At 49.0% G+C, this 25060-nt stretch carries 28 protein-coding genes; 16 read left to right on the forward strand and 12 right to left on the reverse strand.

The window, feature by feature from the left end; translation table 11 throughout:
- Positions 1–6: 6 nt before the first annotated feature.
- Positions 7–708 (forward strand): peptidoglycan editing factor PgeF, encoded by a 702-nt coding sequence (pgeF, locus tag ETV65_RS04925; protein WP_129951790.1) that lies wholly within the window; start codon positions 7–9, stop codon positions 706–708.
- Between the two features lie 59 nt (positions 709–767).
- Here pgeF and cspE read toward each other — a convergent pair whose 3' ends face one another.
- The 3 genes from cspE to ETV65_RS04940 form a co-directional block, all read right to left on the reverse strand.
- Entirely contained in the window at positions 768–977 is a 210-nt protein-coding gene (gene cspE, locus ETV65_RS04930) for a transcription antiterminator/RNA stability regulator CspE (protein ID WP_002221949.1), read from the reverse strand.
- A gap of 41 nt (positions 978–1018) precedes the next feature.
- Complete coding sequence (locus ETV65_RS04935) at positions 1019–1135, reverse strand: DUF2627 domain-containing protein (protein WP_071823629.1); 117 nt, start codon at positions 1133–1135, stop codon at positions 1019–1021.
- A gap of 1115 nt (positions 1136–2250) precedes the next feature.
- A complete protein-coding gene (locus ETV65_RS04940; protein ID WP_129951791.1) occupies positions 2251–3240 on the reverse strand; it encodes an MBL fold metallo-hydrolase in 990 nt (329 codons plus the stop codon).
- A gap of 186 nt (positions 3241–3426) precedes the next feature.
- Between ETV65_RS04940 and ETV65_RS04945 the strand changes: the two genes are divergently transcribed.
- A complete protein-coding gene (locus tag ETV65_RS04945) occupies positions 3427–3717 on the forward strand; it encodes a hypothetical protein (RefSeq protein WP_129951792.1) in 291 nt (96 codons plus the stop codon).
- Positions 3718–3778: 61 nt separating this feature from the next.
- On the opposite strand, the gene ETV65_RS04950 is transcribed toward ETV65_RS04945, so the two are convergent.
- The 4 genes from ETV65_RS04950 to ETV65_RS25305 form a co-directional block, all read right to left on the reverse strand.
- Entirely contained in the window at positions 3779–4015 is a 237-nt protein-coding gene (locus tag ETV65_RS04950) for a DUF4060 family protein (protein ID WP_013576199.1), read from the reverse strand.
- Between the two features lie 135 nt (positions 4016–4150).
- On the reverse strand, positions 4151–4453 hold the full coding sequence (locus ETV65_RS04955; protein WP_129952136.1) for a phage protein NinX family protein: 303 nt from the start codon (positions 4451–4453) through the stop codon (positions 4151–4153).
- 148 nt (positions 4454–4601) lie between these two features.
- The gene (locus ETV65_RS04960) at positions 4602–4874 is read right to left on the reverse strand and encodes a YebO family protein (RefSeq protein ID WP_129951793.1); all 273 of its coding nucleotides are present in this window, start codon (positions 4872–4874) and stop codon (positions 4602–4604) included.
- Positions 4875–4991: 117 nt separating this feature from the next.
- On the reverse strand, positions 4992–5234 hold the full coding sequence (locus tag ETV65_RS25305) for a PhoP/PhoQ regulator MgrB (RefSeq protein ID WP_238485812.1): 243 nt from the start codon (positions 5232–5234) through the stop codon (positions 4992–4994).
- Between the two features lie 671 nt (positions 5235–5905).
- Between ETV65_RS25305 and ETV65_RS04970 the strand changes: the two genes are divergently transcribed.
- Positions 5906–8599, forward strand: a complete 2694-nt coding sequence (locus tag ETV65_RS04970) for an autotransporter outer membrane beta-barrel domain-containing protein (RefSeq protein WP_129951794.1) — start codon at positions 5906–5908, stop codon at positions 8597–8599.
- Between the two features lie 185 nt (positions 8600–8784).
- The gene (locus ETV65_RS04975) at positions 8785–9021 is read left to right on the forward strand and encodes a YobH family protein (RefSeq protein WP_129951795.1); all 237 of its coding nucleotides are present in this window, start codon (positions 8785–8787) and stop codon (positions 9019–9021) included.
- A gap of 63 nt (positions 9022–9084) precedes the next feature.
- On the opposite strand, the gene ETV65_RS04980 is transcribed toward ETV65_RS04975, so the two are convergent.
- Positions 9085–9330: a DUF2766 family protein gene (locus tag ETV65_RS04980; protein WP_015697897.1), complete on the reverse strand. Its 246-nt coding sequence runs from the start codon at positions 9328–9330 to the stop codon at positions 9085–9087.
- Positions 9331–9531: 201 nt separating this feature from the next.
- Between ETV65_RS04980 and ETV65_RS04985 the strand changes: the two genes are divergently transcribed.
- The 3 genes from ETV65_RS04985 (at position 9532) to ETV65_RS04995 (ending at position 11850) form a co-directional block, all read left to right on the forward strand.
- Complete coding sequence (locus ETV65_RS04985) at positions 9532–9723, forward strand: YebW family protein (RefSeq protein ID WP_129951796.1); 192 nt, start codon at positions 9532–9534, stop codon at positions 9721–9723.
- Positions 9724–9919: 196 nt separating this feature from the next.
- Positions 9920–11491, forward strand: coding sequence for an ABC transporter substrate-binding protein (locus ETV65_RS04990; protein WP_235173087.1), 1572 nt, complete (start codon positions 9920–9922; stop codon positions 11489–11491).
- A gap of 143 nt (positions 11492–11634) precedes the next feature.
- Positions 11635–11850: a DUF2767 family protein gene (locus tag ETV65_RS04995; RefSeq protein WP_129951798.1), complete on the forward strand. Its 216-nt coding sequence runs from the start codon at positions 11635–11637 to the stop codon at positions 11848–11850.
- Between the two features lie 65 nt (positions 11851–11915).
- Here ETV65_RS04995 and ETV65_RS05000 read toward each other — a convergent pair whose 3' ends face one another.
- Complete coding sequence (locus ETV65_RS05000) at positions 11916–12206, reverse strand: hypothetical protein (protein WP_129951799.1); 291 nt, start codon at positions 12204–12206, stop codon at positions 11916–11918.
- Between the two features lie 322 nt (positions 12207–12528).
- Here ETV65_RS05000 and ETV65_RS05005 point away from each other — a divergent pair, with 322 nt between their 5' ends.
- On the forward strand, positions 12529–12738 hold the full coding sequence (locus ETV65_RS05005; protein ID WP_235173088.1) for a hypothetical protein: 210 nt from the start codon (positions 12529–12531) through the stop codon (positions 12736–12738).
- Between the two features lie 44 nt (positions 12739–12782).
- Here the strand turns inward: ETV65_RS05005 and ETV65_RS05010 are convergent, their stop codons facing one another.
- From ETV65_RS05010 to icd, 3 genes are all read right to left on the reverse strand, one after another.
- On the reverse strand, positions 12783–14363 hold the full coding sequence (locus ETV65_RS05010) for a sensor domain-containing diguanylate cyclase (protein ID WP_235173089.1): 1581 nt from the start codon (positions 14361–14363) through the stop codon (positions 12783–12785).
- 305 nt (positions 14364–14668) lie between these two features.
- Positions 14669–15190 carry an anti-virulence regulator CigR family protein gene (locus tag ETV65_RS05015; RefSeq protein ID WP_129951800.1) on the reverse strand — a complete coding sequence of 174 codons (522 nt, stop codon included), beginning with the start codon at positions 15188–15190 and terminating at the stop codon, positions 14669–14671.
- Between the two features lie 191 nt (positions 15191–15381).
- Positions 15382–16635: an NADP-dependent isocitrate dehydrogenase gene (gene icd / locus ETV65_RS05020; RefSeq protein ID WP_015697904.1), complete on the reverse strand. Its 1254-nt coding sequence runs from the start codon at positions 16633–16635 to the stop codon at positions 15382–15384.
- A gap of 132 nt (positions 16636–16767) precedes the next feature.
- On the opposite strand from icd, the gene rluE reads away from it, so the two are divergent.
- The 8 genes from rluE to ETV65_RS05060 all read left to right on the forward strand — a co-directional run bounded on the left by rluE (position 16768) and on the right by ETV65_RS05060 (position 25050).
- The gene (gene rluE, locus ETV65_RS05025) at positions 16768–17394 is read left to right on the forward strand and encodes a 23S rRNA pseudouridine(2457) synthase RluE (protein ID WP_129951801.1); all 627 of its coding nucleotides are present in this window, start codon (positions 16768–16770) and stop codon (positions 17392–17394) included.
- On the forward strand, positions 17387–17833 hold the full coding sequence (locus tag ETV65_RS05030; RefSeq protein ID WP_129951802.1) for an NUDIX hydrolase: 447 nt from the start codon (positions 17387–17389) through the stop codon (positions 17831–17833). The genes rluE and ETV65_RS05030 overlap by 8 nt, the downstream gene beginning before the upstream one ends.
- A gap of 247 nt (positions 17834–18080) precedes the next feature.
- Positions 18081–19190 (forward strand): tRNA 2-thiouridine(34) synthase MnmA, encoded by a 1110-nt coding sequence (gene mnmA / locus ETV65_RS05035; protein ID WP_129951803.1) that lies wholly within the window; start codon positions 18081–18083, stop codon positions 19188–19190.
- A gap of 192 nt (positions 19191–19382) precedes the next feature.
- Entirely contained in the window at positions 19383–20009 is a 627-nt protein-coding gene (gene hflD / locus ETV65_RS05040) for a high frequency lysogenization protein HflD (RefSeq protein WP_015697908.1), read from the forward strand.
- Between the two features lie 23 nt (positions 20010–20032).
- On the forward strand, positions 20033–21403 hold the full coding sequence (purB, locus tag ETV65_RS05045) for an adenylosuccinate lyase (RefSeq protein WP_129951804.1): 1371 nt from the start codon (positions 20033–20035) through the stop codon (positions 21401–21403).
- 206 nt (positions 21404–21609) lie between these two features.
- Positions 21610–22284: a two-component system response regulator PhoP gene (gene phoP / locus ETV65_RS05050; RefSeq protein WP_129951805.1), complete on the forward strand. Its 675-nt coding sequence runs from the start codon at positions 21610–21612 to the stop codon at positions 22282–22284.
- Positions 22285–22310: 26 nt separating this feature from the next.
- Positions 22311–23768 carry a two-component system sensor histidine kinase PhoQ gene (phoQ, locus tag ETV65_RS05055; RefSeq protein WP_129951806.1) on the forward strand — a complete coding sequence of 486 codons (1458 nt, stop codon included), beginning with the start codon at positions 22311–22313 and terminating at the stop codon, positions 23766–23768.
- A gap of 160 nt (positions 23769–23928) precedes the next feature.
- Positions 23929–25050, forward strand: coding sequence for a cupin domain-containing protein (locus ETV65_RS05060; protein WP_129951807.1), 1122 nt, complete (start codon positions 23929–23931; stop codon positions 25048–25050).
- Positions 25051–25060: the final 10 nt, after the last annotated feature.

Consider the following 25060-nt stretch of genomic DNA (forward strand, 5'->3'; position numbering starts at 1 on the left):
AACGAGATGAGTGACCACTCAGCTTTACTCCGTCAAATTCCCGGTATTGTGCATGGCTTCGGCGATAAACAGGCGCTACTACCTGAACATCTGCGCCGCTATGAAGCAACCCGGCCCGAAAAAAAACAGGTACACGGCACACGGATTGTGGATGTTACAGTCCCGGGCCAGCAATGCGGCGAAGCCGACGGTTTCATCACAGCAACACCAGGCATTCTTCTGGCCGTTTTCACTGCGGACTGTTTGCCGGTGATTTTCTGTCGTAAAGATGGCAAAGAAATAGCGGCTGTACACGCAGGTTGGCGCGGGCTGATCGATGGCATTCTGGAAAAGATGGCACAGCGGATTAATCAGTCGGGTGATACAGCACAGTGGGTTGCCTCTGTCGGCCCGGCGGCGGGGGCGTGCTGTTATGAGGTCAGTCAGGAACTGATTGATGCCTTTATACAACGTGTCGATTTACCTTCTGAACTCATCACACCATACCAACGTCATCTTGATCTGGCTGCCATTGCCGAAGCCAAATTGCGGGCGTTGGGGTTCGCAGACGTTGATCATACCGGCAGTTGTACAATTTGCTCGCCCGATTCGGCAGGAACCGGATTCAGGTATACCAGTTTTCGCCGTAACAGCCATCAGCGGGCACAAAACCCGACACATCCGGGTATCAGTGGCCGTAACCAACAGTCAGGAATTATGATCCTCTGAGCTTCAGCGGCAGACACAAAAAAACCCGCCTTGGCGGGTTTTTTTACAGCGAAGGCTGCTTAGATTGCAGTTACGTTAACTGCTGACGGGCCTTTCTGGCCGTCCTGGATTTCGAACTCTACGTTCTGGCCTTCAGCCAGAGTTTTGAAGCCGTTACCCTGGATTGCAGAGAAGTGTACAAACACGTCTTTGCTGCCATCAGCAGGAGTAATGAAACCGAAACCTTTAGACTCGTTGAACCACTTAACTTGACCTTTGATCTTTGCCATCTTGAGTATTTCCTTTGGATTGTTTAAACCGCCCAGCGGCGTTACATAGACAAACTAGAGTCGTTACTGCTTGAGGCACTAAGATTAGAATCGGCAGAGAAGCGGTATTCAACGTGAACGTCTTTACTCAGAACTTCTATACTGAAAATGCCACACATATACAGAACTGTACCTCGTTTTACCCAGATGCGTTATCACATACTCTGAATTCGATGGCAAGCCATTTTTAATCAGTGATGGACATGTCGCACATATTTGAGCCGGTTAAAGGCACTTCGTGTTCAGTTAAGCTGAAATATGTTGATAGACATGCTTTTTTCTGCTTTGCAGTTTTACCTGCATATCAAACAAAACAATAACGACCTGTTTTGATTATTGATCATTTAATGCAGAACCGTAAGCGTAAACCTCACCTTTATTTGAATTTTTATTGTCTGCGTCACCCCAAACTCTCCACGCCAGCCCCCACAGCGTATCGCTACACAGGCCTTACAGCACGGGGTAGCGCCGGTGGCGGCGCATCATGCAGCGCTTACGGAGACGTGTACAACACACAAGACCTATGCCGAAAGTCAATGCCTGCCAATATGACTGGTTATGCAATAATCAATTACGCCATAGATGGATAAAATGGTGCAAAACAAACGGTGAAAATCATTAAACGCACCTTTTGTGTGCACCTGTACTTCCTGTCCTGATAATAGTAAAACCCAGCTGACTTCAGGGAAAATGAATTCCAAATCCGGACGCCCTCTAATGGCGATTTTTTATAGTGTCGATTTTGACATTATAATGAATTAAAGTTTGCGACTTGGTTAAATTAACATAACAGTTTGCAAACACTCACCGCAGACTTATTCAAATATTAAATATCAATATGAAAAACTAATATTAATTACCGTGATCCAAATCCCATATTAGCCTTCTACTAATAAGCGGCTGAGTGCGTTACCTGCCCGAAGGCAGCAGCCGGGATGAAGCACAACCCGCAGCCCGGCAGGCTTAACAAATAGTAAGCAAGCGATTGTTTTTAAAAGACAAATACCACCTTTACTCATGAGGGGAAATTTCTGATAGCCTCATAACAAGATATTGAATTTCGTTAAAATTGCCTTAGAAATGGGTATTTAACCCGCAGCAACCTGATAATTAACATTCGCATAACACCTACGGAATGTAAGTGCTATTTGAACCCTCTCACCAAGTGATAATACTTCTCATTCGATAAATAAAATGTCTGCTTACCTGTCTCTGATGACTAAGGAAATGATATTCAATCTTTAGAAATGCTTGCACCGATTTTTAAAGGTTTAAATTCGATTTCAGGCGATTTACTTTGACTTATGGCTTCGGCTAATTCAGCCAATGGCTGGTCCAGAGATTCATCGGCTAATTCAAAAACACCCCAATGAATGGGAACCGCTTTTTTACAACGCAGCTCTGTAAACACCGTAACAGCCTGCTGAGGGTCCATATGTTGCGCACTCATGAACCATCGTGGTGCATAGGCACCGACAGGAATTGCCGCTAAATCGAAAGGTCCCAGACGTTGTCCGATCACGTCGAACTGGTTGCTGTAACCGCTGTCGCCGGAAAAAAAGAACTGTAAACCGGGATGGCTGACCACCCATCCACACCAGAGAGACCGGTTTCGATCCCATAATGTCCGCATACTCCAGTGACGTGCCGGGACAGCCGTAATCGTCAGTTCGCCAAACTGATGCTCATCCCACCAGTCCAGTTCCTCGACATAATGCGCTCCGCGCCGCTTAAGCCACCGCTTCATGCCCAAAGGCACGATAAATTGCACATGCGGAAATCGTCGTAATAGCTTACGAACCGTTGCACGGTCAAGATGGTCATAGTGATTGTGGGATAACAGAACAACATCTATCGGTGGGAGTGCTTCTACCGTCGCCGCCACCGGTGTTTTTCGCTTAGGCCCGTAGAAGCTCATTGGCGAAGCGCGATCAGACAGGGCGGGATCCATCAGAATGTAGCGCCCGGCAACACGCAGCAGTAAACAGGCATGTCCTAAAAACCACAAACGATCATCAGACCCGCTAAAATCGGCAGTCTGCCACCACTGGCTGGTAAATTGTTCGTAACCTTTCTCAGGAGGCGCTGGCAGGCGGAGCGCCTTACGCTCTTTCCGCCAGCGTTTGAGATCACCCTCCTGACGGTTATGGGGCTCAGCATTGGTAAAACCATCTGGTGTGTGATGTGTTTTTGACGGATTGTAATAGGGGTTTTTAGCTGACATAAGGCTCCATGAGATCACTTTTTAGTGGCGGCAGCGTAAAGCCATGATACGGATCAATTAGCATATTTACTGAACACACTACAGAGCGAAAGTGAAAAATTATGTGGCAATTCAGGCACGCCGGGGGGTTAAGAAAATCTTAATAACTTCATGTTTCACTGTAGATGTTCAAAAAGGAGATGACTTATGATCACGAACACTAAGAGTGAACGTAAACACTTTGCGTCAAGGCTGACCCATATTATGCAGATCCAGACACAATATGGACGGTTATGGCTGCGTTCCCGCTTTCGCCGGATGACCGTTCCGGGATCAGTCAAACTCTTCCTGCTGGCCCTGCTGGGGCTGTCAGCTTTGGTTATCACGGGTACATTGCTGCTGATCTTCGATGCCATCGCACTGATGTCACATATTCTGAAACGGCCTTTCTATCGGGGCAGCTTGCGGCAACGTTGTCTGATGAGAAAGCCTGTATAACGAAAAACCGTGGCGGATATCTCCGGCACGGTTTGAGGGAACGGGAACATTTGACTGACTGTCAGGCAGGCATACCGCAAAGTTTGGTTAGATTTCTGGCGCCGATCATGAGGGTAGCAACATAGGACTGTCTGCGGGTCACAACTTCGACCGCGACACGCGCATCTTTATATTTGATGAGATAGGTTGAAGGCCAGCCCTGCCGGCGTTTGCCGTAGGCTTTTTCATGACTGTCGATAGCTGCATGGGCAACCACCAGATGGGAGAGAGTTTTATCACCTTTAATGATGCGCTTCATAATGGACTCCGCCTTAGACACAACTGTCAAAATGAGGAAACATTAATCACTTGATACGCATCGCTTTATGCGACGCTTATTCGAATCACTTCTTTGCAAAACTTTGTCACCCTGTGAGTATCTCTGCGCTTTTGTTTATGCGCAAGTCTTACTAAGCAGGAAACACACCATAGCGGCACGAAGCGGCCGTTTGCTTTGCGCCTGCCACTGCCCCTGAGGACTGCTTATTTCAGCCAGCCAGAGAGGATCGCTTTGTAACTCTTTAAAATTAATACTGATTCTGTTGGCGCAAATGATCGGCCACGCATCGGAGGGGTTGTTGCAATAATCTTTGCCTTTCATTCCGCCATAGGGATACCACTTCTCAGGCTCCTCTCCGGTCAGTAAGGCTATGTTGTGGTTCACTTCGCTGTCATTTTCTTCAGACCATTTGATCATCAGTTGTTCCATCCTGCAAGGCACATGCGTGGAGACTACCGGAGAAATAAGACAGTTTTATGAAAGTGATGATGCAGAACGAGAAGGGAAAATAGGACCAAAGTGCATACGGGCAATACCCGCCGGAAGGCGGGTTAACAAAACCAAATTATCTTTCGGGAATAAAGCCACGCAGGCTGAGTGCAGAATCATCATCTGCCTCAACAGGAGACACGTTAGTCTTCACCTGTGCAGCCAGAATCTTAAGTAATTCTGTCTGCTGGCGTTGCTGCTCAGCGATCTCCTGTAACAGAGCAACCTGTTCATTTGCCCTGACACTGGCGCGGCTAATAAAAAACCATACCAATACAAACAACAGTGCTGAAAGTGCACACAGCACCAATGAAGCCAGGCTGTTTTGGCCCATTGCGAAATCAAACATTGACTACCCTACCACTGACTGTTCAGAGCGTTCATCTTACCATCCCCGACAGGTCAGGGAAGCCATTCGCAAAAAAACAGGGTTTTCTTACCCAACCGTAAGCCGTGCTGACATCCGTCAAAAAGGGATGAATGAGGTAATTGCACATACGCCCAGATCAAAGTTGCCCCCCTGATCACAGTAACTGTTTAGGGCCAGCAGATACAGGCCGATGCAAATGAGCAGGAAAAGAACGAACGTGACGATCCTCCGGACATTGAAAACAGGCTTTTTCAATTTAATGGCAGGTCTCTTTTGGTTTAAAAAACGTCTATCAGGGCTCAAAGGCGACGTCCGGCATTTGACTGAACAGGAGGACATAATACGACGAATATCCTAAACAACAATATAACGAAGCGATAGCTTTTACGTGCGATACAATGTGTAATAATCACATACGTAAATCAAACAATAAAATGTATAAGTTTTATCTATAAATAGAGCGACAATCCGTGTTTGATCTTGGTCAAGCAAAGTCATGTTTACGTGCCTGCGCTTCTGATAACTCACCTTTGATAATTTCTATAAAATAGACATCTTAATAAAACCCCCAGGCATTTTTATAAAGAAAGAACAGAACGTGAAATTATTAACGCATTCCCGGAAAATTTTAAAAACAAATATCTCCCCTAAACCTTACACTGACAAGATAGCCGGGCTTGTGCCTGGTGTTACATCCCAGAATCTGAGACAGGTAAGTCTTACCCAAGTCTACTCGCATGCGTGCTTTATCACTGCTATTTAGAAACAGATAAAGAAATTATTGGTTTTACAGTTGATTAATAAACCCAATAATATTGCGCTCATCTTTAAATAAAGTGACTTTTTGCGGATATTTCCAGGAACTTCCTTGTTGAATTATACCACCCGTTAAAATATCATCCCGCCGTCGAACAGTTCTTCTGTCTCTTCAGTTATATAAATGAAAGCATAATGGCTGAATTATTTTTCAGCTGATTCATGCTGACTATTTTTTGTTGAGGGATTAATAAATGCATGCATGGAATAAAAAGTTCTTCGTTTCTAAAATAGCGCTAGCCTGCGCTGTTGCAGTCGCGGCCCCCGTAGCAATGTCAGCCGATATTTCTGGCACCGTTTACGATACGTTCTATCATGACTCCACGCTGGCGGGTCATATCGGATATCGTGGGTATGTAGATAATGATGGGGCTGACACCCGCTATACTGGCGGAGACATCGACTCTTCTATCAATAATGCTGTCGTTAATGGTGTTATTTCCACTCATTATCTCGGTTTTGATAGCAATAACAGCAACACGTTGAATATCACCAATACCACGGTTAACGGCATGATCACCTCTGAGTGCATGACAAGTGATTGCGGCACAACCCGTAATGATTATGACCAGTCTCCTTTGCAATTGATCATTGATAACTCCACCATTAATGATACTTACGAACACTTCGATTATGACATTACTGATGATAATAAAATTCGCGACCATGAATCCCTGAATACCTACGATATGGGTGTTGCAGTGACATTGAATCAGGAAAGTAACATCGTTATCGAAAATAACTCTCACGTCGCGGGCATTGCACTGACGCAAGGCTACGAGTGGGCTGATACAGACAGTAATAACAGTAATACTTTTGATAATACCCTGACGGTAAATGATTCCGTGCTGACTTCGGGTTCTTACACAGAATTACAAACCAGCGGTTTCTACGGCCAGTCGGATAAGCCAAGTGATTATGGTAATATCAGCGCGACGGGTATTCCGGCTGATGATATTGCGTTATCTGTTGTTGCCAGTGCAACCGCTGATAATGCAATGAAAACCAATGCCATATTCAATAATTCAACCATTGCAGGTGATGTCGATTTTGTCAGCACCTTCGACGAAGGTTATTATGTCGGTGGTCATGACAGCAATGCCGATGGCGTGCCGGATACCAATGGTTGGGATGATACAGATGAACTGAATCTGACGCTGGACAATGGCAGCAAATGGGTTGGTGCAGCCACTTCTGAAGTTCAGATGGATTCAGCCTTGTATGACCACAGCACTAACAGCATCTGGCCGGGCTCTGTCTTCAGCAGTACCACCGGCTATCTGACGGGTGATGATGTTTATCAAAGCGGTCTGTTTAATGTCGCGCTAAACAACGGTTCCGAATGGGACACGACTAAAACGTCAAATATTGACAACCTGACGGTTAATAACCGGTCTCAGGTCAATGTCGTTGAATCTGGCCTGCTGGCAGATCACATCTCTCTGACCAATGCATCAACGCTGAAAATTGCTGCACACGGCGATGTTAAAACAGATGTACTGAACCTGAACTCAGGCAGTCAGGCATCGCTGACTGAAGAAAGCGCCTCTCTTTATGCCAACACCATTGTAGTCGGTAGCGGTTCTGAGCTGAACCTGGATTTAGGGCAGATTGATACTCATAACATGGTTCTGACTGATAGCGGTACTTTCGATATCGGAAGTCGTGAGTATGTCCTTAACGCCGACATGAATAATGCACGTGACAAAACTGCCGCAGAGTATATTTATGATCAGGGCACCCTCGGTATCAACTCCGATGGTCATCTGGCCGTGAATGGCGTAACAAACGGCAATTATCAGGTCCGTATCGATAACGCGACAGGTGAAGGCCAGGTTGCTGATTATCAAAATAAAGAGCTGATCCGTATCTACGGCGGCAATGCGACCTTTACTCATGCTAACACCGCTGATCTGGGTGCTTATCGTTATCAGGCAGAGCAGTACGACGATACCGTAGTACTGGCCAGGCAAGGTATTACCTCTACCGCTAATGCTGCCCTGAGCCTGCCTTCTTCCAATGCTGCAACCTGGCATATGGAACAAGACACGTTAGAAGCCCGCATGAACAGTTCACGTCACACCCAAGGCAATGATAAAGGAGGTGTGTGGGTCAACTACTTCGGCGGTCAGCAAAACGGCGACAACGGCGTGATTGATTACGATCAGGACGTCAATGGCGTCATGGTTGGTTTGGATAAAGTCACCGAAGGGGGCGGCGAGCGGCAGTGGCTGGTAGGTATGGCCGCAAGCTTCGCGAAATCCAGCCTGTCTATGGATAATGCGGATGCGGATACTGACAGCCAGTCAGCACGTGTTTACGCCAGTCTGGACTTCAACACCGGCGCATTCTTTGATACTTCCCTGAGCTACAGCCACTTCAGCAACTCAACAGACAGCACCATGAGCAACGGTCAGCAAGTATCAGGTGATAGCTCCACTGATGCCTGGGGCTTTGGTCTGAAAGTGGGTTATGACTGGCAATTCGCACCTCAGGCTTATTTGACGCCTTACGCAAGTATGACTGGCGTGTTTATCGGCGATGATGATTACAGCATGAGCAACAATATGCATGTCAGTGATCAGGCTTATGACAGCATACGTTATGAACTGGGTGGTAATCTGGGTTATTCCTTCGATCTGGGTGCAGGTCAGGCAGTCAGCCCTTACGCCACTCTGGCGTATGTGTATGAGGATGCTAACAACGACGCAAACATCAATGGCGACCGTATCGACAATGGCGTTGATGGTTCCGCTGTCCGCGTTGGCTTAGGGGGGCAGTTCGACATGAGCAAAAACTTCACCGTTTACGCAGGGGCTAATTACCTTGGTGGCAGCGATGTTGACCAGCCGTGGGCAGCTAATCTGGGTATGAAATACCGCTGGTAATATTCCCGGTCTGAATAGCATTCTTCAGTAATTTATTGGCCTCTTTTCAGGGGCCAATTTTTTTTAGCATCTTCACGGTTTTGCTGATTAGGATTCTGCTGCAGTGACATTTTCCTGGAAATAAATTCTACTATGCTTATCAACCTCCTGAATCGTTCAGGACAAGGGATTTAGGGAGTTACAGAATGGGCATAATTAAAACCATCATCGTGCTGGCCGTCATTTACGCGATTTTTCTTTTCTCGGGTTATGGCGTGACAGTTGGCAGCAATGAGAATGCTGCAGGGCTGGGTCTGAAATGCCAGTACTTAACAGCAAGAGGAATTGTCAGCTCGCAATATATTCACTCTGACAGTGGCGTCATCGGCGTGGCAAACTGCCCCATTTTCAAGCGGGTGGGTGAAGTGGTCGACAATAAATAGGCCGGATATTTTTACGTTGTACAGCGTTGTCATGCCCGCAAATGCAGGCATGGCAACGATTTATCAGCTATCGTGCTTCGTGAATTTCAGCTCGATCAAGGAAATGGCTTTCTCAATAGCACGCTTTGTCACAGGATCAGCTCCGGCAGGATGCTTGCTGAAATCAATACTTTTCAGCTGATGAGACATTTTCTCGCGCACTTCCGCTGGCGCAATAATTTCAATCACATCCAGTATTTGTTTAATTACCAGCTGGCATGCAACCAGATCGGATTCGATTTCCTGTTCTCTGTTCAAAGACTCGGACATGAGCTGCTCCTTTCATAACGGTCATTCATAAAAATTATGGCCGCGAGGATATCACGCTCTTTCCTGAAATTCTCTTTTCTGCATCGTTACGTTTTTGCGGTTAAACAATACGGATAAATAAGCAGCAAACGCGCCTCGCCGGATGTTGCCAGGCGCATAATGGTTCTATGCTTAACAGGATGACAAAAAAGGAGAGGCGCTATGTTCGCACTTGTTTTGACTATTTGTTATCTGGGCGGAGGATGTGAAGACTTAGTGGTTGATGCCTTTAATACTCAGAAACAATGCACGGTCGCTATGCATCAGCAAGGGCTGCGCCAGGCTGGCTGTTATCCCATCGAAGATTTTATCGATGGTTACTGGATCCCTGCCCATGAGAACGCTGACTACTGAACCTTTGTGTCAGCATTCACATGGCGAGACAAAAAATGTCTTAATCATTGCTAAAGTGCTCGAAGAAAGGTATGAATACCCTGTTACTCATTGATATTTAACCATATTGACAGGGCAGGAAATGGCAATGACGATACGTAAAACTTATGGGTGCTATAAAAAACTTCCTCTCGCACTCCTTCTATCCGGTACTTTCATGGCTTCATTCGCCACGCACGCTGCAAATGTTCCTGCAGGTGTCGAGCTGGCAGCCAAACAGGAAATTGTCCGTAATAATGGCAGTGAACCTGCATCCCTTGACCCGCATAAAGTCGAGAGCGATGTGGAATTTAATATCCTCAGCGATCTTTTTACCGGACTGGTCACTATCGATAATAAAGGCAATGCGCAACCTTCACTCGCGGCTAGCTGGGATACCAAAGATAACAAAACCTGGGTCTTCCATTTACGCCCCGGCATCGTCTGGTCGGATGGTTCGCCCATCACCGCGCAGGATGTCGTTTTCAGCTGGCAACGTCTGATCGACCCGAAAACCGCTTCACCTTATGAAAGCTATCTGGGCAGCATGCACGTGTTGAATGCCGGCGACATTATTGCCGGCAAAAAAACTGCCGACCAGTTGGGTATCAAAGCGCTGGATAAGCAGACGCTGGAAGTTACGCTTGATCAACCGCTTTCCTATTTTCTCGGCATGCTGGCGCACCCGTCTCTCTCCCCAATCAGTCAGGCGGATGTGGAAAAATACGGCGATAAGTGGACTCAGCCAGGCAATCTGATCAGCAGTGGTCCGTTTAAACTCGATACGTGGACGGTCAACGAACGTATCACTGCCGTACGTAACCCGAACTACTGGGATAACGCACATACTGTCATCAATAAAGTCACGTATTTGCCGATTGCTTCCGGTACCGCCGACGTTAACCGCTATAAGGCCGGTGAGATCGACATCACGTCTACCGTTCCTTCGCCATTGTTTGCTTCACTGAAAAAAGAGCTGGGCTCACAGGTTCATGTCAGCCCGTATCTGGCCGTTTATTACTATGCGATGAATACCCAGAAGCCGCCGTTTAATGATGTTCGCGTGCGTAAAGCGCTGAATCTGGCGATTGATAAGTCGATCATTGCCGGTAAAGTAATGGGTCAGGGGCAAACCCCAGCCTGGCATCTTTCTCCGGATAACACCGGCGGTTTTACTTTTGCCAAACCTAAAGAAGCCAGCCTGACACAGGAACAGCGTAACGAAGAAGCTAAAAAGTTACTGACTGAAGCCGGTTTTGGTCCGAACCATCCGCTGAAATTCAACCTGCTGTATAACACTTCTGAAGCGCATCAGCGCATTGCCATTGCTGCGGCTTCAATGTGGAAAAAGAATCTGGGCGTCGATGCCGTTTTACAGAATCAGGAATGGAAAACCATGCTGGATACCATGCATCAGGGTACCTATGAAGTGGTGCGTTATGCGTGGATTGCAGACTATAACGAACCCTCCACTTTCCTGAATACCCTGCGCACGGGTAACAGTGAGAACACGCCAAAATTCAATAATGCCGCCTACGATAAGGCACTCGATGATGCGTTAAAAGCCACGAACAAAACGGACGTGGGCAAAGCTTATCAGCAGGCGGAACAGGTATTAACCGAGCAGTCGCCGGTCATTCCTTTGTACCATTACGTCAGTACTCGTCTGGTCAAACCGTACGTAGGGGGATTCAACGACAGCCTGCTTAATTACGTTTACACCAAAGATTTGTATGTAATTAAGCATTAATCTGCCTTCCTCTCCTTACGGCAATGGATTGTCCGGGGAGAGGCATTTTCAAATGCTCCGCACCGCCCGTCTTTCCACTAACCCACTTGCCACGCGCAGCCCAGATGATAGATTGTACGTAAATCACACAAACGGGAGCTGTTATGAAATTCTCGGACAGTGAGATCCAACCGCTTTGGGATGAAGTGGCGCGTATTATCGGTGATGGCGTCATTCAGATGCGCCACAGAGGTGAGCCTCTGAGTGCCGATGCGCTGATTGGTTATCTCGACGAGCAACTGACCCGCGCGACAGGTGTCCAGCGCCGTATCATGCTGGGCGCAGCAATTAATATGCTAAAAGCCGACCGGCGTTGCTGATCCTGCGGCACTACAAAACCTCGCAGCCTTTTCGGGCAACGAGTCATTCATTTATGATCTGTCCTTCACTTCCTGGATTGTGCCGCACGCCCCTGCGCAAATAAGAAAATGCGCTGGGTAATATCATCAGCACCCAGAATATTCCCTTTCTGCTCCAGATTAGCTCTGGCATAAGCTACGTCATGGGCCTGGTCGACCATACTGATCACCCGGTCACGAGTCGGTTTATCCAGTATTCCCAGTAATGTCGTCAAAATCGCCTGATAGGCATTAGAAGCATACGTCAGGTGTCTTTCACGTTGTTCCAGCGCGTCAATGCGAACCATCAGGGCCTGCAATTGTTCTTGATGCGTCATAGCGGCATCCTTCTTCACGGGTGGAAAATAACCGGAGACAGCGGAGCGAGCAGACCTCCGCAGGTTACTTGCCTATAAGTCTAGCAGATGTAATAAAAATAAAGCCCTTCCCTTTCAACGTATAAAGTAAACCTTTATTCAATATGCCGTTAACCGCTTCGCCAGTTGTAACCGCAATAAGTCGCCAATAGCCGCCGGCAAACGGTTTATCTTCTCTGAGAAGTAACAGCGGCAGTACCTGCTTACAGATAGCAAAATGACAAACCGCAGGGGTTATGACATTTTCTGTGACAGCATTATTTGTTCATTGGGGAGAATTGAGTTGAAAAAAACGATGTTGGGTATAGCCATTTTCAGCATGATGTTAGTAAGTTCATTTGCTCAGGCGGAAGGATGTCTTAAAGGCGCAGTGGCGGGAGGCGTTGTCGGTCATCTGAAACATCACGCTGTACTCGGCGCGGTGGCAGGATGCGCTGTCGGGCATCATCTCGCAGCGCAGGCCAAAAAGCAGCAGGTTGCAGCGGCTAAATAAACAGCATCAGGGCCGCCGGGTGCCCTGATGAGATGAATTTCTACTTATTCATGAATAACAATCATGCGATTACGTCCATCCTGCTTGGCTTTATATAACGCCTCATCGGCTTTCTTCAGCGAAGCGTCAGGTTCACCCGATAGCTGATTGCAATGTGCTACGCCTAACGAAATGGTAATCGGGCGAATACCCGGCAAGGACATTTTTTCCACATTAAGACGCAAACGTTCTGCAATGATTTCAGCTTCGGCAAGCCCTGCCCCCGGCAGTAAAACCAGGAACTCTTCTCCGCCAACGCGGCAGAGAATGTCACTTTCACGGGCATTATTGCGGATTTGCTCTGCCAGAGATTTAATCACTTCATCACCGATGTTATGCCCGTACGAGTCATTAATGGATTTAAAATGATCAATATCCAGCGCAATAACCGAAAACTGCTGGCGTTGCTGAATCACTGATTCCAGTGTCATCGCCAGCCCGCGCCGGTTGAACAACCCTGTCATCGGATCCGTCTGCGTTTCAAACTTGAGCTTGCCAATCTTTTTCTGCAGCAAGTTAATACCCATCAGCAAGGCACGCTTGAGCTGGGTTGATTCAAAATACCATGACGGAATTTCACGGATATTCGTCGAAATATCCGGCTTATCCATTTCATTGGCACTTCGTGCCAGCAGCCAGAGCGGATGCGCAATCATACGCGAGCATAGCCAGACGCAAATCAGCGTCAGTAATGCCAGGGGTGTCAGATGCTTGAGCACCTTGATCATTAACCCATCCAGCGGCTTGAGCGTCGCATCGGTCGGCCTCTGGGTAATGATTTCCCAACCAGACGACGGCACTACCGCATAACCGGCCAGCATCGCTTCTCCGGCCAGATTGGTGACCATCAGGCTACCATTGGTATGTTGTTTTACCACTTCCGTCACCGGACGCGGTTTCAGCACTTCCCCGATACGAAACGCATCCGGATGATAGAGAATACGGCGCTCGTTATCGAGTACGGCAATATAGGAACCATCGCGGTAATAATGCTCGCCGAGTAACTCATTCAGAATGCTTTTCTGCCGCAGATAAATGGTGCCGGCAATATAGCCGAGGTATCTGCCGTCGCGGTGGAAAATAGGTGCCGATATCACAATCACCAGATTCTGAGCGGCAGAAATATAAGGTTTACTGATCAGCGGGCGGCGCTCTTTCAGTGCTTCAAGAGCTCCGGGCGTATTCAAAATACGGCCGACCATCTGCAGGCTGTCAGGAGAAGTGGCCAGAATTTTACCTTGCGCATTGGTCAGCACGACAGAGTTAAAACTGTCTGTCTGGTATTTCAGTCGAGCCGTTTCCGCCTGCAGGATTTCACGATCGTCAAAATGGCCCGCCGCAATTGTACTGCTGTAAGCGAGCTGTTTTTGCATGTTTTTTAGAAACTGTTCCGTGCTGGCAGCCAGTTTCGTCGCATAAACACGGTTCTCTTCAAGCGTATTGTCGATCAGTAACTGGCGCTGTACACGATAACTGGCATAAAAGCTGTTGGCCAACGTCACAAAGGCACTCATCACAGCTAAAATCAGAATCAGGCGTCGCAGATCAATACGGAACAGAGAGCTGGAAAGGAGTGAGCGCAACAAAAAGTCATACCTGTGGTAGAAAGTGGCTCATATTTATCACCACCGCCCCACATGCACAATAAGGCAGGAAAAATAAACCATTATCTGCCTGAATCTGTAGCGAAAAAAGTTCACTGGCAAGCGGAACATTCTTCAGATAATGATTGATTTAGCCTTAGTAGGATTTAATGCGTAAACCCTTTACGGGATATCCCCTCATAGTCACCTTCATCGTGGTGCGCATAAAAAACTGCACCTTACTCAGTTGGGTGTCCAACTTTTGGGGTGCAGTCCAATACGGGGCTTAAAAGCGTGTTATGTCAATTTTAATCGAATACGCCATTAATAATCGAAGTAACAATTGCAGTACTCAGGGCAACCAGAACTAAATCATCACCCACGGCCCGCCATTCATAACCAGGGTAATATGGCAACTCGTTCAGCATTGCGGCAGGAACCGCTTTCCTGGCGATTCCCGGCGGCAGGGGTTTGCCGCGCATCAGGTTTTTTGCGATTCCTGGCGGTAGTGACTGATATCCGGTCAGTCCATAATTTATTGCGAGTGAACGGGCACGTGAGAAGCTGATATCTGACGAGACATGGTCCGGCTTACCGTAATTTTTACGATTCCCCGTGTGCTCGGCTGATTTACCATTTCCCTGTGCTTTATTGCCGTGGTTATTGCCATTGCTATTACCGTGGCTATTGCCGTTGCCGTTGCCGTTGCCGTTGCCGTTGCCGTTGCCGTTGCCGTTGCCATTGCCGGGATTAGCAAAAACCGGCGCTGTAAGCACTGTCAGAGAAATAACCGCCGCCAGAGCAATCCGGAATGTGCGACGCGTAAACATGATGGTTTTTCCTTGAGGTGAATGACACTTTTAAAGCTATGTTAGAAACCTCACTTCCACAATCTCACGTATTCTTATTTATATTTTTAAAGCGATGGAAAACTTAAGAAGAGTTTTGCAGAAGAACTTTAGGCGGGATGAAAAACAAAGGGGGCGCGATGCCCCCGATGTCGATTTCAACAATCTCGCAATTACATATTGGCGATCATGTCGTCGGCAAACTCGCTACATTTGCGCAGCTTAGCGCCTTCCATCAGACGTTCGAAATCGTAAGTCACGGTTTTGTTGGCGATAGCGCCTTCCATGCCTTTAACGATCAGGTCTGCGGCTTCGAACCATTCCATATGACGCAGCATCATTTCTGCGGAAAGGATGATTGAACCCGGGTTCACTTTGTCCTGACCGGCATATTTCGGTGCAGTACCGTGAGTCGCTTCAAACAGCGCGCAATCAGAACCGATGTTAGCGCCCGGTGCGATACCGATGCCGCCAACCTGCGCCGCCAGGGCGTCGGAAATGTAGTCACCGTTCAGGTTCATACAGGCGATCACGTCGTATTCAGCAGGGCGCAGCAGGATTTGTTGCAGGAATGCATCTGCAATCACGTCTTTAATGATGATGTCTTTGCCGTTGTTCGGGTTCTTGATTTTCACCCAAGGACCGCCGTCGATCAGCTCACCGCCAAACTCTTCACGCGCCAGCTGATAGCCCCAGTCCTTGAAGGCACCTTCGGTGAACTTCATGATGTTGCCTTTATGAACCAGCGTCAGTGAATCACGGTCATTGGTGATGGTGTATTCAATCGCCGCACGAACCAGACGTTTGGTGCCTTCTTCGGAGCAAGGTTTGATACCGATACCACAATCTTGTGGGAAACGGATTTTCTTCACGCCCATTTCGTCTTGCAGGAACTTGATCACCTTATCGGCTTCAGCAGAACCGGCTTTCCACTCGATACCTGCATAGATATCTTCGGAGTTCTCACGGAAGATCACCATGTCAGTATCTTCAGGACGTTTAACCGGGCTTGGCGTGCCGGTGTAATAACGTACCGGACGCAGACAGATATACAGGTCGAGTTGCTGGCGAAGTGCCACGTTCAGGGAGCGAATGCCGCCGCCAACAGGTGTGGTCAGTGGCCCTTTGATAGCAACACGATAATCGCGGATCAGATCAAGGGTTTCTTCTGGCAGCCAGACGTCTTTACCGTACAGTTCTACGGATTTCTCGCCGGTATAGATTTCCATCCAGGAGATTTTACGCTCGCCTTTGTAAGCTTTCTCTACAGCCGCATCAACGACTTTGATCATGGCTGGCGTTACGTCAACACCGATACCATCACCTTCGATAAACGGGATAACAGGATTATTAGGAATGACCAGTTTACCCTGAGCGTCTACTGTAATCTTTTTACCTTCAGCCGGAACCACTACTTTGCTTTCCATTAACCTCTCCTTCGAGCGCATTTTTGTTAAAAATTTGTAAGATGCCGGTCGATATTACTCGAATATTTCTCGCTAGCCAATCCGAAACATTTTTCAAGTATAATGCGCTAATTCTCTCTAACTTCAATGCCTATGAACCCGCTATCTTTTAAAAATCACAACGTTAAACGTTTCAGCAAAAGGCCTGCCAAAGAACAATCTGCCTCAAAAGGGCCCAGAAAGGTGATTCTTTTCAATAAACCGTTCGATGTGTTGCCACAATTCACTGATGAGGCGGGTCGGGCAACACTTAAAGATTACATTTCATTAACAGAAGTTTATGCCGCAGGCCGTCTGGATCGGGACAGCGAAGGTTTACTGGTGCTGACCAACGATGGCAAACTGCAGGCTGCACTGACCCAACCGGGTAAACGCACCGGTAAGATTTACTTTGTCCAGGTCGAGGGCGAACCGGATGACACAGCAGTGAAAGCATTACGCGAAGGCATTACGCTTAAAGACGGGCCGACACTCCCCGCCGGGGCAGAAATTGTCGATCAACCAGCATGGCTGTGGGCACGTAATCCGCCGATCCGCGAGCGCAAATCTATTCCGACAACGTGGCTGAAAATCACGTTATACGAGGGAAGAAATCGTCAGGTGCGTCGCATGACGGCCCATATCGGTTTTCCGACGCTGCGTCTGATCCGCTATAGCATGGGCGAGTTTACCCTCGGCGATTTACAACCCGGCCAATGGAAGGAAATTCCACATGTTTAAACCGCACGTTACTGTCGCCTGCATCGTTCAGGCACAGGGAAAGTTTCTGGTTGTCGAGGAAACCATTCACGGCAAAGTCACCTGGAATCAGCCTGCCGGCCATCTTGAAGCCAATGAAACCTTAGTCAGCGCTGCAAAACGCGAACTGTACGAGGAAACCGGCATCCACGCCGAGCCGCAGTCTTTCCTGGGATTACATCAGTGGCAGGCACCGGACGGCACGCCTTTCCTGCGTTTCGCCTTTGTGATTGATTTGCCTGAAATTAGGGAAACGGCGCCGCAGGACGATGATATCGATCAGTGCCGCTGGGTTACTGCTGAAGAAATTATCGCGTCTGCGCAACTGCGCTCCCCGCTGGTGGCGGAAAGCATCCGCTGTTACCAACAATCGCCACGTTATCCGCTGGAAATCCTCCATAATTTCAACCTGCCGGAATAACTCCCCTCGTCCGGTTGTTGTCACGCGCTTAATCAGCGGTGCAGCAACCGGCCCGACGTGATAAAATTTCGCGCTTCACGATTTCCCTCGTGGGAAACCGTTGGAAAGCAGTATCTCTCTGTTCGGGTTTCTGTGGTGTTCGGGTTTTTGTGATGTTTTAGTTGCGCGCGGCCTTCATCCTCGTGGGACAAGCATCCGAAAAACACCGTCAGTACCGGGCAATTAATTCATGTGTTTCGGGACTATTATGTCTGACAACAGCCAGAAAAAAGTGATCGTCGGGATGTCCGGCGGTGTCGATTCCTCTGTCTCTGCCTACCTTCTCCAACAGCAAGGTTATCAGGTCGAGGGCCTCTTCATGAAAAATTGGGAAGAGGATGACGACGAAGAGTATTGCACAGCAGCCACAGACCTTGCCGATGCGCAGGCCGTGTGCGACAAGCTTGGCATTGAATTGCACACTGTGAATTTCGCGGCGGAATATTGGGACAACGTGTTCGAATTATTCCTTGAAGAATACAAAGCCGGACGTACACCAAACCCGGATATTCTGTGCAATAAGGAAATAAAATTTAAAGCCTTCCTGGAATTTGCGGCTGAGGATCTGGGCGCCGATTACATCGCGACCGGTCACTATGTTCGCCGCCAGGATATTGACGGTGTCAGCCATTTGCTGCGCGGCGTTGATAGCAATAAGGATCAGAGTTATTTCCTCTACACGCTCGGTCATGAACAGGTCGCACAAAGTCTGTTCCCGGTCGGTGAGCTGGAAAAACCGGAAGTCCGCCGCATCGCCGAAGAACTGGATTTAATCACCGCAAAGAAAAAAGATTCTACGGGGATCTGCTTCATCGGTGAGCGTAAATTCCGTGATTTCCTCGGGCGCTATTTACCGGCGCAACCGGGGGTTATCAAAAGCGTTGACGGTCAGGTAATGGGACAACATCAGGGTCTGATGTACCACACGCTCGGTCAGCGTAAAGGTCTGGGCATCGGCGGGCAGAAAGACGGCAGCGAAGAGCCCTGGTACACCGTTGAGAAGGATGTCGAAAACAACATTCTTTACGTCGCACAAGGCCATGAGCATCCGCGCCTGATGAATGTTGGTCTGATTGCCCAACAGCTACACTGGGTGGACCGCAAAACGCTGACCGCCCCGCTCACCTGCACGGTGAAAACCCGTTACCGCCAGGAAGATATCCCGTGCACAGTCACGCCGCTCGGTGATGACCGCATCGAGGTGCGTTTCAATGCACCGGTTGCCGCTGTCACGCCGGGTCAGTCCGCAGTGTTTTACCTCGGTGACGTATGTCTCGGCGGGGGCGTGATTGAACAGCGCCTGCCGCTTCAGGTCTGATATTTCACGATTATGTGATTGAATACGGGACGCTTTCAGGCGTCCCGCTTTATTTCTGCCCGACAGTGACGCTCCGCGCTGATTCCGAACTGTGTTTAGGGCCAGTTTTATGGCATGATCTGTCGCCATGAATTCGGACTATTTTCTTTGTCACCGCGTCTCATCGTTTCAAAAACGCTTACAGGAGTAAACGTGGCTAAAAATTATTATGACATTACGCTGGCTTTGGCGGGGATCTGTCAGGCAGCACGCCTGGTCCAGCAACTGGCACATGAAGGTCATTGCTCACAGGAAGAGATGTCAGTTTCACTGCGCAGCCTGCTGGAGATGAACCCGGCATCTACGCTGGCGGTGTACGGTAATAATGAAGCCAATCTGAAGATGGGACTCGAGACATTACTGGGCGTGCTGAACGCCAACCGTCAGGGGCCTGGCGCTGAATTAACACGTTACGCATTAAGCCTGATGGTGCTTGAGCGCAAGCTCTACGCCAACAAAGCCGCCATGAATCAGCTCGGTGAACGTATCGATCAGCTCGATCGCCAGCTGGCACATTTCGAACTGGAATCTGAAACGATGATAAGCTCTCTGGCCTCGATTTATGTCGATGTGGTCAGCCCGGCCGGTCCCCGCATTCAGGTGACCGGTTCACCGGCCATTTTGCAAAATTCACAAGTGCAGGCAAAGGTCCGCGCCATTTTACTGGCCGGCATTCGCTCCGCGGTGCTGTGGCACCAGGTGGGCGGTGGTCGTCTGCAACTGATGTTTTCCCGTAATCGCTTGTTTGAACAGGCGAAGAATATTCTCGCTCATTGTTAATAAGATCCCAGGAGTTGCTACCGATGGAATTATCCTCACTGACCGCCGTTTCCCCCGTTGATGGACGCTACGGTGATAAAGTCAGCGCGCTGCGTACTATTTTCAGCGAATTTGGCCTGCTGAAATTCCGTGTGCAGGTTGAAGTACGTTGGCTGCAAAAACTGGCAGCCTGTGCAGAAATCAAGGAAGTTCCTGCTTTTGATGCCGACGCAAACGCTTTCCTCGACAAGATTGTGGCAGACTTCGATGTTAATGACGCACAACGCATTAAAGATATCGAAAAAACTACCAACCATGATGTGAAAGCGGTTGAATATTTCCTGAAAGAAAAGGTGGCAACGGTCCCGGCCCTGCACGCGGTATCGGAATTCATTCACTTCGCCTGTACTTCTGAAGACATCAATAATCTGTCCCATGCGCTGATGTTGCAAACCGCCCGTCAGGATGTAGTGCTGCCCTACTGGAAGCAAATTATTGATGCCGTAAAAGACCTGGCACATAAATACCGCGACATTCCGCTGCTGTCCCGTACCCACGGCCAGCCAGCAACGCCATCGACCATTGGTAAAGAACTGGCTAACGTCGCCTACCGTATGAACCGTCAGTTTAAACAACTGCAAAATGTCGAAATCCTCGGCAAAATCAACGGTGCTGTCGGCAACTACAATGCCCACATCGTGGCTTACCCGGAAGTTAACTGGCATCAGTTTAGCGAAGAGTTCGTGACTTCTCTGGGGATTACCTGGAATCCGTACACTACTCAGATCGAGCCGCATGATTACATCGCCGAGCTGTTTGACTGCGTGGCACGTTTCAACACTATCCTGATCGACTTTGACCGCGATATCTGGGGTTACATTGCCCTGAACCACTTCAAACAACGTACCATCGCGGGTGAAATCGGTTCGTCCACGATGCCGCACAAAGTAAACCCGATCGACTTCGAAAACTCCGAAGGCAACCTCGGTCTGTCCAATGCTGTATTACAGCATCTGGCCAGCAAATTGCCTGTATCACGCTGGCAGCGTGATCTGACGGATTCCACGGTACTGCGCAACCTCGGTGTCGGTCTGGGCTATGCACTTATCGCTTATCAGGCGACCATGAAAGGCGTCAGCAAGCTGGAAGTAAACGAAGCAAATCTGGCAAACGAACTGGATCACAACTGGGAAGTGCTGGCTGAGCCAATCCAGACCGTGATGCGCCGTTATGGCATCGAAAAACCTTACGAGAAGCTGAAAGAACTGACACGCGGTAAACGTGTTGATGCCGCCGGCATGCAGGCATTTATCGATTCACTTGAATTACCGGAAGACGAGAAAGTACGTCTGAAAGCCATGACGCCGGGTAACTACATTGGTCGCGCCACCACCATGGTTGACGAACTGAAGTAAGTTTTTAAAGTGTTGTACCAGAGGCGGCCTGCGGGCCGCCTTTTTTAATCCCGTTCCTGCACAAAGCTGCTTATAATTCGTTTAGGTTTTGTTGATGTTCGGCACACCTGTGTTGACCTGAGGTTGATTAAAGTGTTTCTGAATCATTTACAATCGCATGCAGAATATTTAAACCATTTTTCGCGCTGTCAGGATAAGGAATTACCATGCGGATTTTAGTCATTGAAGATAATGCACTGTTACGTCATCACCTCTCCGTACAGTTGCGGGAAATGGGCCATCAGGTCGATGCGGCGGAAGATGCCAAAGAAGCAGACTATTTCCTGCATGAGCATGCGCCCGATATCGCCATTGTTGACCTTGGTTTACCAGGCGAAGACGGCCTGAGCCTGATCCGCCGCTGGCGCAGTCATCAGACCAATCTGCCGATTCTGGTCCTGACCGCCCGCGAAAGCTGGCAGGATAAAGTGGCAGTGCTGGAGGCCGGTGCGGATGATTACGTCACTAAGCCATTCCATCTGGAAGAGGTCCTGGCGCGTATGCAGGCGCTGATGCGCCGTAACAGCGGCCTCGCTTCTCAGGTGATCACGCTGCAACCTTTCCAGATTGATCTGTCACGTCGCGAACTGACCGTAAATGAACAGCCAATTAAACTGACCGCTTTCGAATACACGATTATTGAAACGTTGATCCGCAATGCAGGAAAAGTGGTCAGCAAGGATTCGCTGATGCTTCAGCTTTATCCGGATGCCGAGTTGCGTGAGAGTCATACTGTCGATGTTCTGATGGGCCGTCTGCGTAAAAAATTGCAGGCAGAACATCCGGTTGATGTGATAACGACCGTGCGCGGTCAGGGTTACCGTTTCGACATCAGGTCATAATCATCGACATATTCAAAGGACGCTTCATGAAAGGACGTCGTACCCGGAACCCCTTCTCCCTTCGCGTCCGCTTTATGATGGCAACCGCGGCGGTGGTGCTTACCCTGTCGCTGGCCTACGGGCTGGTGGCAGTGGTCGGTTATATGGTGAGTTTCGACAAAACCGCCTACCGTCTCCTGCGCGGCGAAAGTAACCTTTTCTTCAGCCTTGCGCAGTGGCGCGACGGCAAACTGACTATCAATGTTCCGCCTGATCTCGACCTTAACACGCCAACGCTGGTGTTTATTTACGACGACGAAGGGAAATTATTGTGGGCTGAGCGCCGCATCCCTGAACTCGAAGCGCATATTGATAAAGCATGGATGAACAAACCTGGCTTTTATGAGCTGGATACCGATACACAAATCAGCAGTGAAGTACTGGGGAATAACCCGAAAGCGCAGGATAAGCTGAAGGATTATGACGATACCGACGCCAACGCGATGACCCACTCCATTGCGGTCAATACCTACAATGCGACATCTCGTCTGCCGGCGCTGAACATCGTGGTGGTCGATACCATTCCGCAGGAACTGCAGCGCTCTGATCTGGTCTGGGAATGGTTCAGTTATGTATTACTGGCGAACCTGTTGCTGGTTGTGCCGCTGTTATGGCTGGCCGCTTACTGGAGCCTGCGGCCCATCAAAGAGCTGATTCATCAGGTCGCCGAACTGGAAACTCACGAGCGTGAGTCGCTTGATGAAAACCCGCCACGCGAACTGCGCGGTCTGGTGCGTAATCTGAATATTTTGCTGCATGGCGAACGCGGCCGTTATGATCGTTACCGCACCACGCTGGCGGACCTGACGCACAGCCTGAAAACACCGCTGGCCGTATTGCAGTCTACCCTGCGTGCACTGCGAAATGGTAAACAGATGACCATCGAAGATGCTGAGCCGGTCATGCTTGAGCAAATCAGCCGCATCTCGCAGCAGATTGGTTATTACCTGCATCGTGCGACATTGCGCTCTGAACAAAACCTGCTGATCCGTGAAGTTCACTCCGTCCCGGCGATCCTTGACGGATTATGTTCAGCACTGAATAAGGTTTATCAGCGTAAAGGGGTGGTGATCACAGTGGATATTTCACCGGAAATTACCTTTGTGGGCGAAAAAAATGACTTCATGGAAGTCATGGGCAACGTCATTGATAACGCCTGTAAGTACTGCCTTGAGTTTGTCGAAATCAGCGCCGTGCACACCGAAAATCAGCTGGTGATCCTGATTGAGGACGATGGCCCGGGCATTCCGGACAGCAAACGCGAAGTGATTTTCCAACGCGGGCAGCGTGCCGATACCTTGCGTCCGGGACAAGGTCTGGGGTTATCGCTCGCCAACGACATCATCGAACAGTACGATGGCAAAATTATCATCGGTGACAGCCCGCTTGGCGGCGCCAGCATGCACGTCTGTTTTGGTCTGCAACAAGGCATTGAACTGGAGTAACGTTCTCCCCCGACTACTTTGCCAGCAAATTTCGGCGCAATCTTATCCATTGTGCAAAATTTGCTGGCAATTGCCCCACTCAGCTGCAACACCTTCCGTTATAATCATTTACAGACTCCGCACTTCTTTATCACCCTCCATTTAATGCAAGGGAAATACTATGGATTACCAACTCGACCTAGACTGGAATGATTTCCTGCAGCGTTACTGGCAAAAGCGCCCGGTCGTATTAAAGCGCGGCTTTAAAAATTTCGTCGATCCGATTTCTCCGGACGAGCTGGCCGGTCTGGCAATGGAAAATGAAGTGGACAGCCGTCTGGTGAGCAATCAGGACGGTAAGTGGAATGTCAGCCACGGGCCCTTTGAGAGTTATGACCATCTGGGGGAAACAGGCTGGTCGGTGCTGGTGCAGGCTGTCGATCACTGGCATGAGCCCTCTTCTCATCTGATGACGCCATTCCGCCACATTCCTGACTGGCGCATGGATGATTTAATGATTTCCTTCTCGGTGCCTGGCGGTGGCGTAGGTCCCCATTTGGATCAGTACGACGTATTTATCATTCAGGGTACCGGCCGCCGTCGCTGGCGTGTAGGCGAAAAAGTCGCGATGAAACAACATTGCCCGCATCCTGATTTATTACAGGTTGAACCCTTCGATGCCATTATCGATGAAGAACTGGAACCCGGCGATATCGTTTATATTCCGCCGGGCTTCCCTCATGACGGCTATTCACTGGAAAATTCCCTCAATTATTCTGTGGGTTTTCGCGCACCAAACGCCCGTGAGATGGTCAGCGGTTTTGCCGATTATGTGCTTTCCCGTGAACTGGGCAGCCACCGTTACAGCGATCCGGAACTGGTTGAACGTGAGCATCCGGCTGAAGTACAGCCTGCCGAACTGAATAAACTGCGTTCCATGATGCTGGATTTGATTGGTAATCCGGCGCATTTCAATAACTGGTTCGGAGAATTTATTTCCCAGTCTCGTCATGAACTGGATCTGGCGCCACCGGAGCCTCCTTATCAGGCCGGGGAAATTTATGAACTGCTGGAGTCAGGTGAAACCCTGGAGCGTTTGGGGGGCCTGCGCGTCCTGCGCGTGGGGGATACCTGCTACGTTAACGGTGAAGCAATAACCACTGAACATATCGGTGCGGTAGATGCCATTGCACGCCATAAAACCGTAACGAAAGAAATGCTCGGCAATGCGCTGGACGACCCGTCCTTCCTCGCCCTGCTGTCTGCACTGGTCAACAGCGGTTACTGGTATTTTAACGATTGATATCAACGGA

This window comes from Rahnella sp. RFA10(1/100), from assembly GCF_004195115.1.
Lineage (GTDB): Bacteria > Pseudomonadota > Gammaproteobacteria > Enterobacterales > Enterobacteriaceae > Rahnella > Rahnella perminowiae.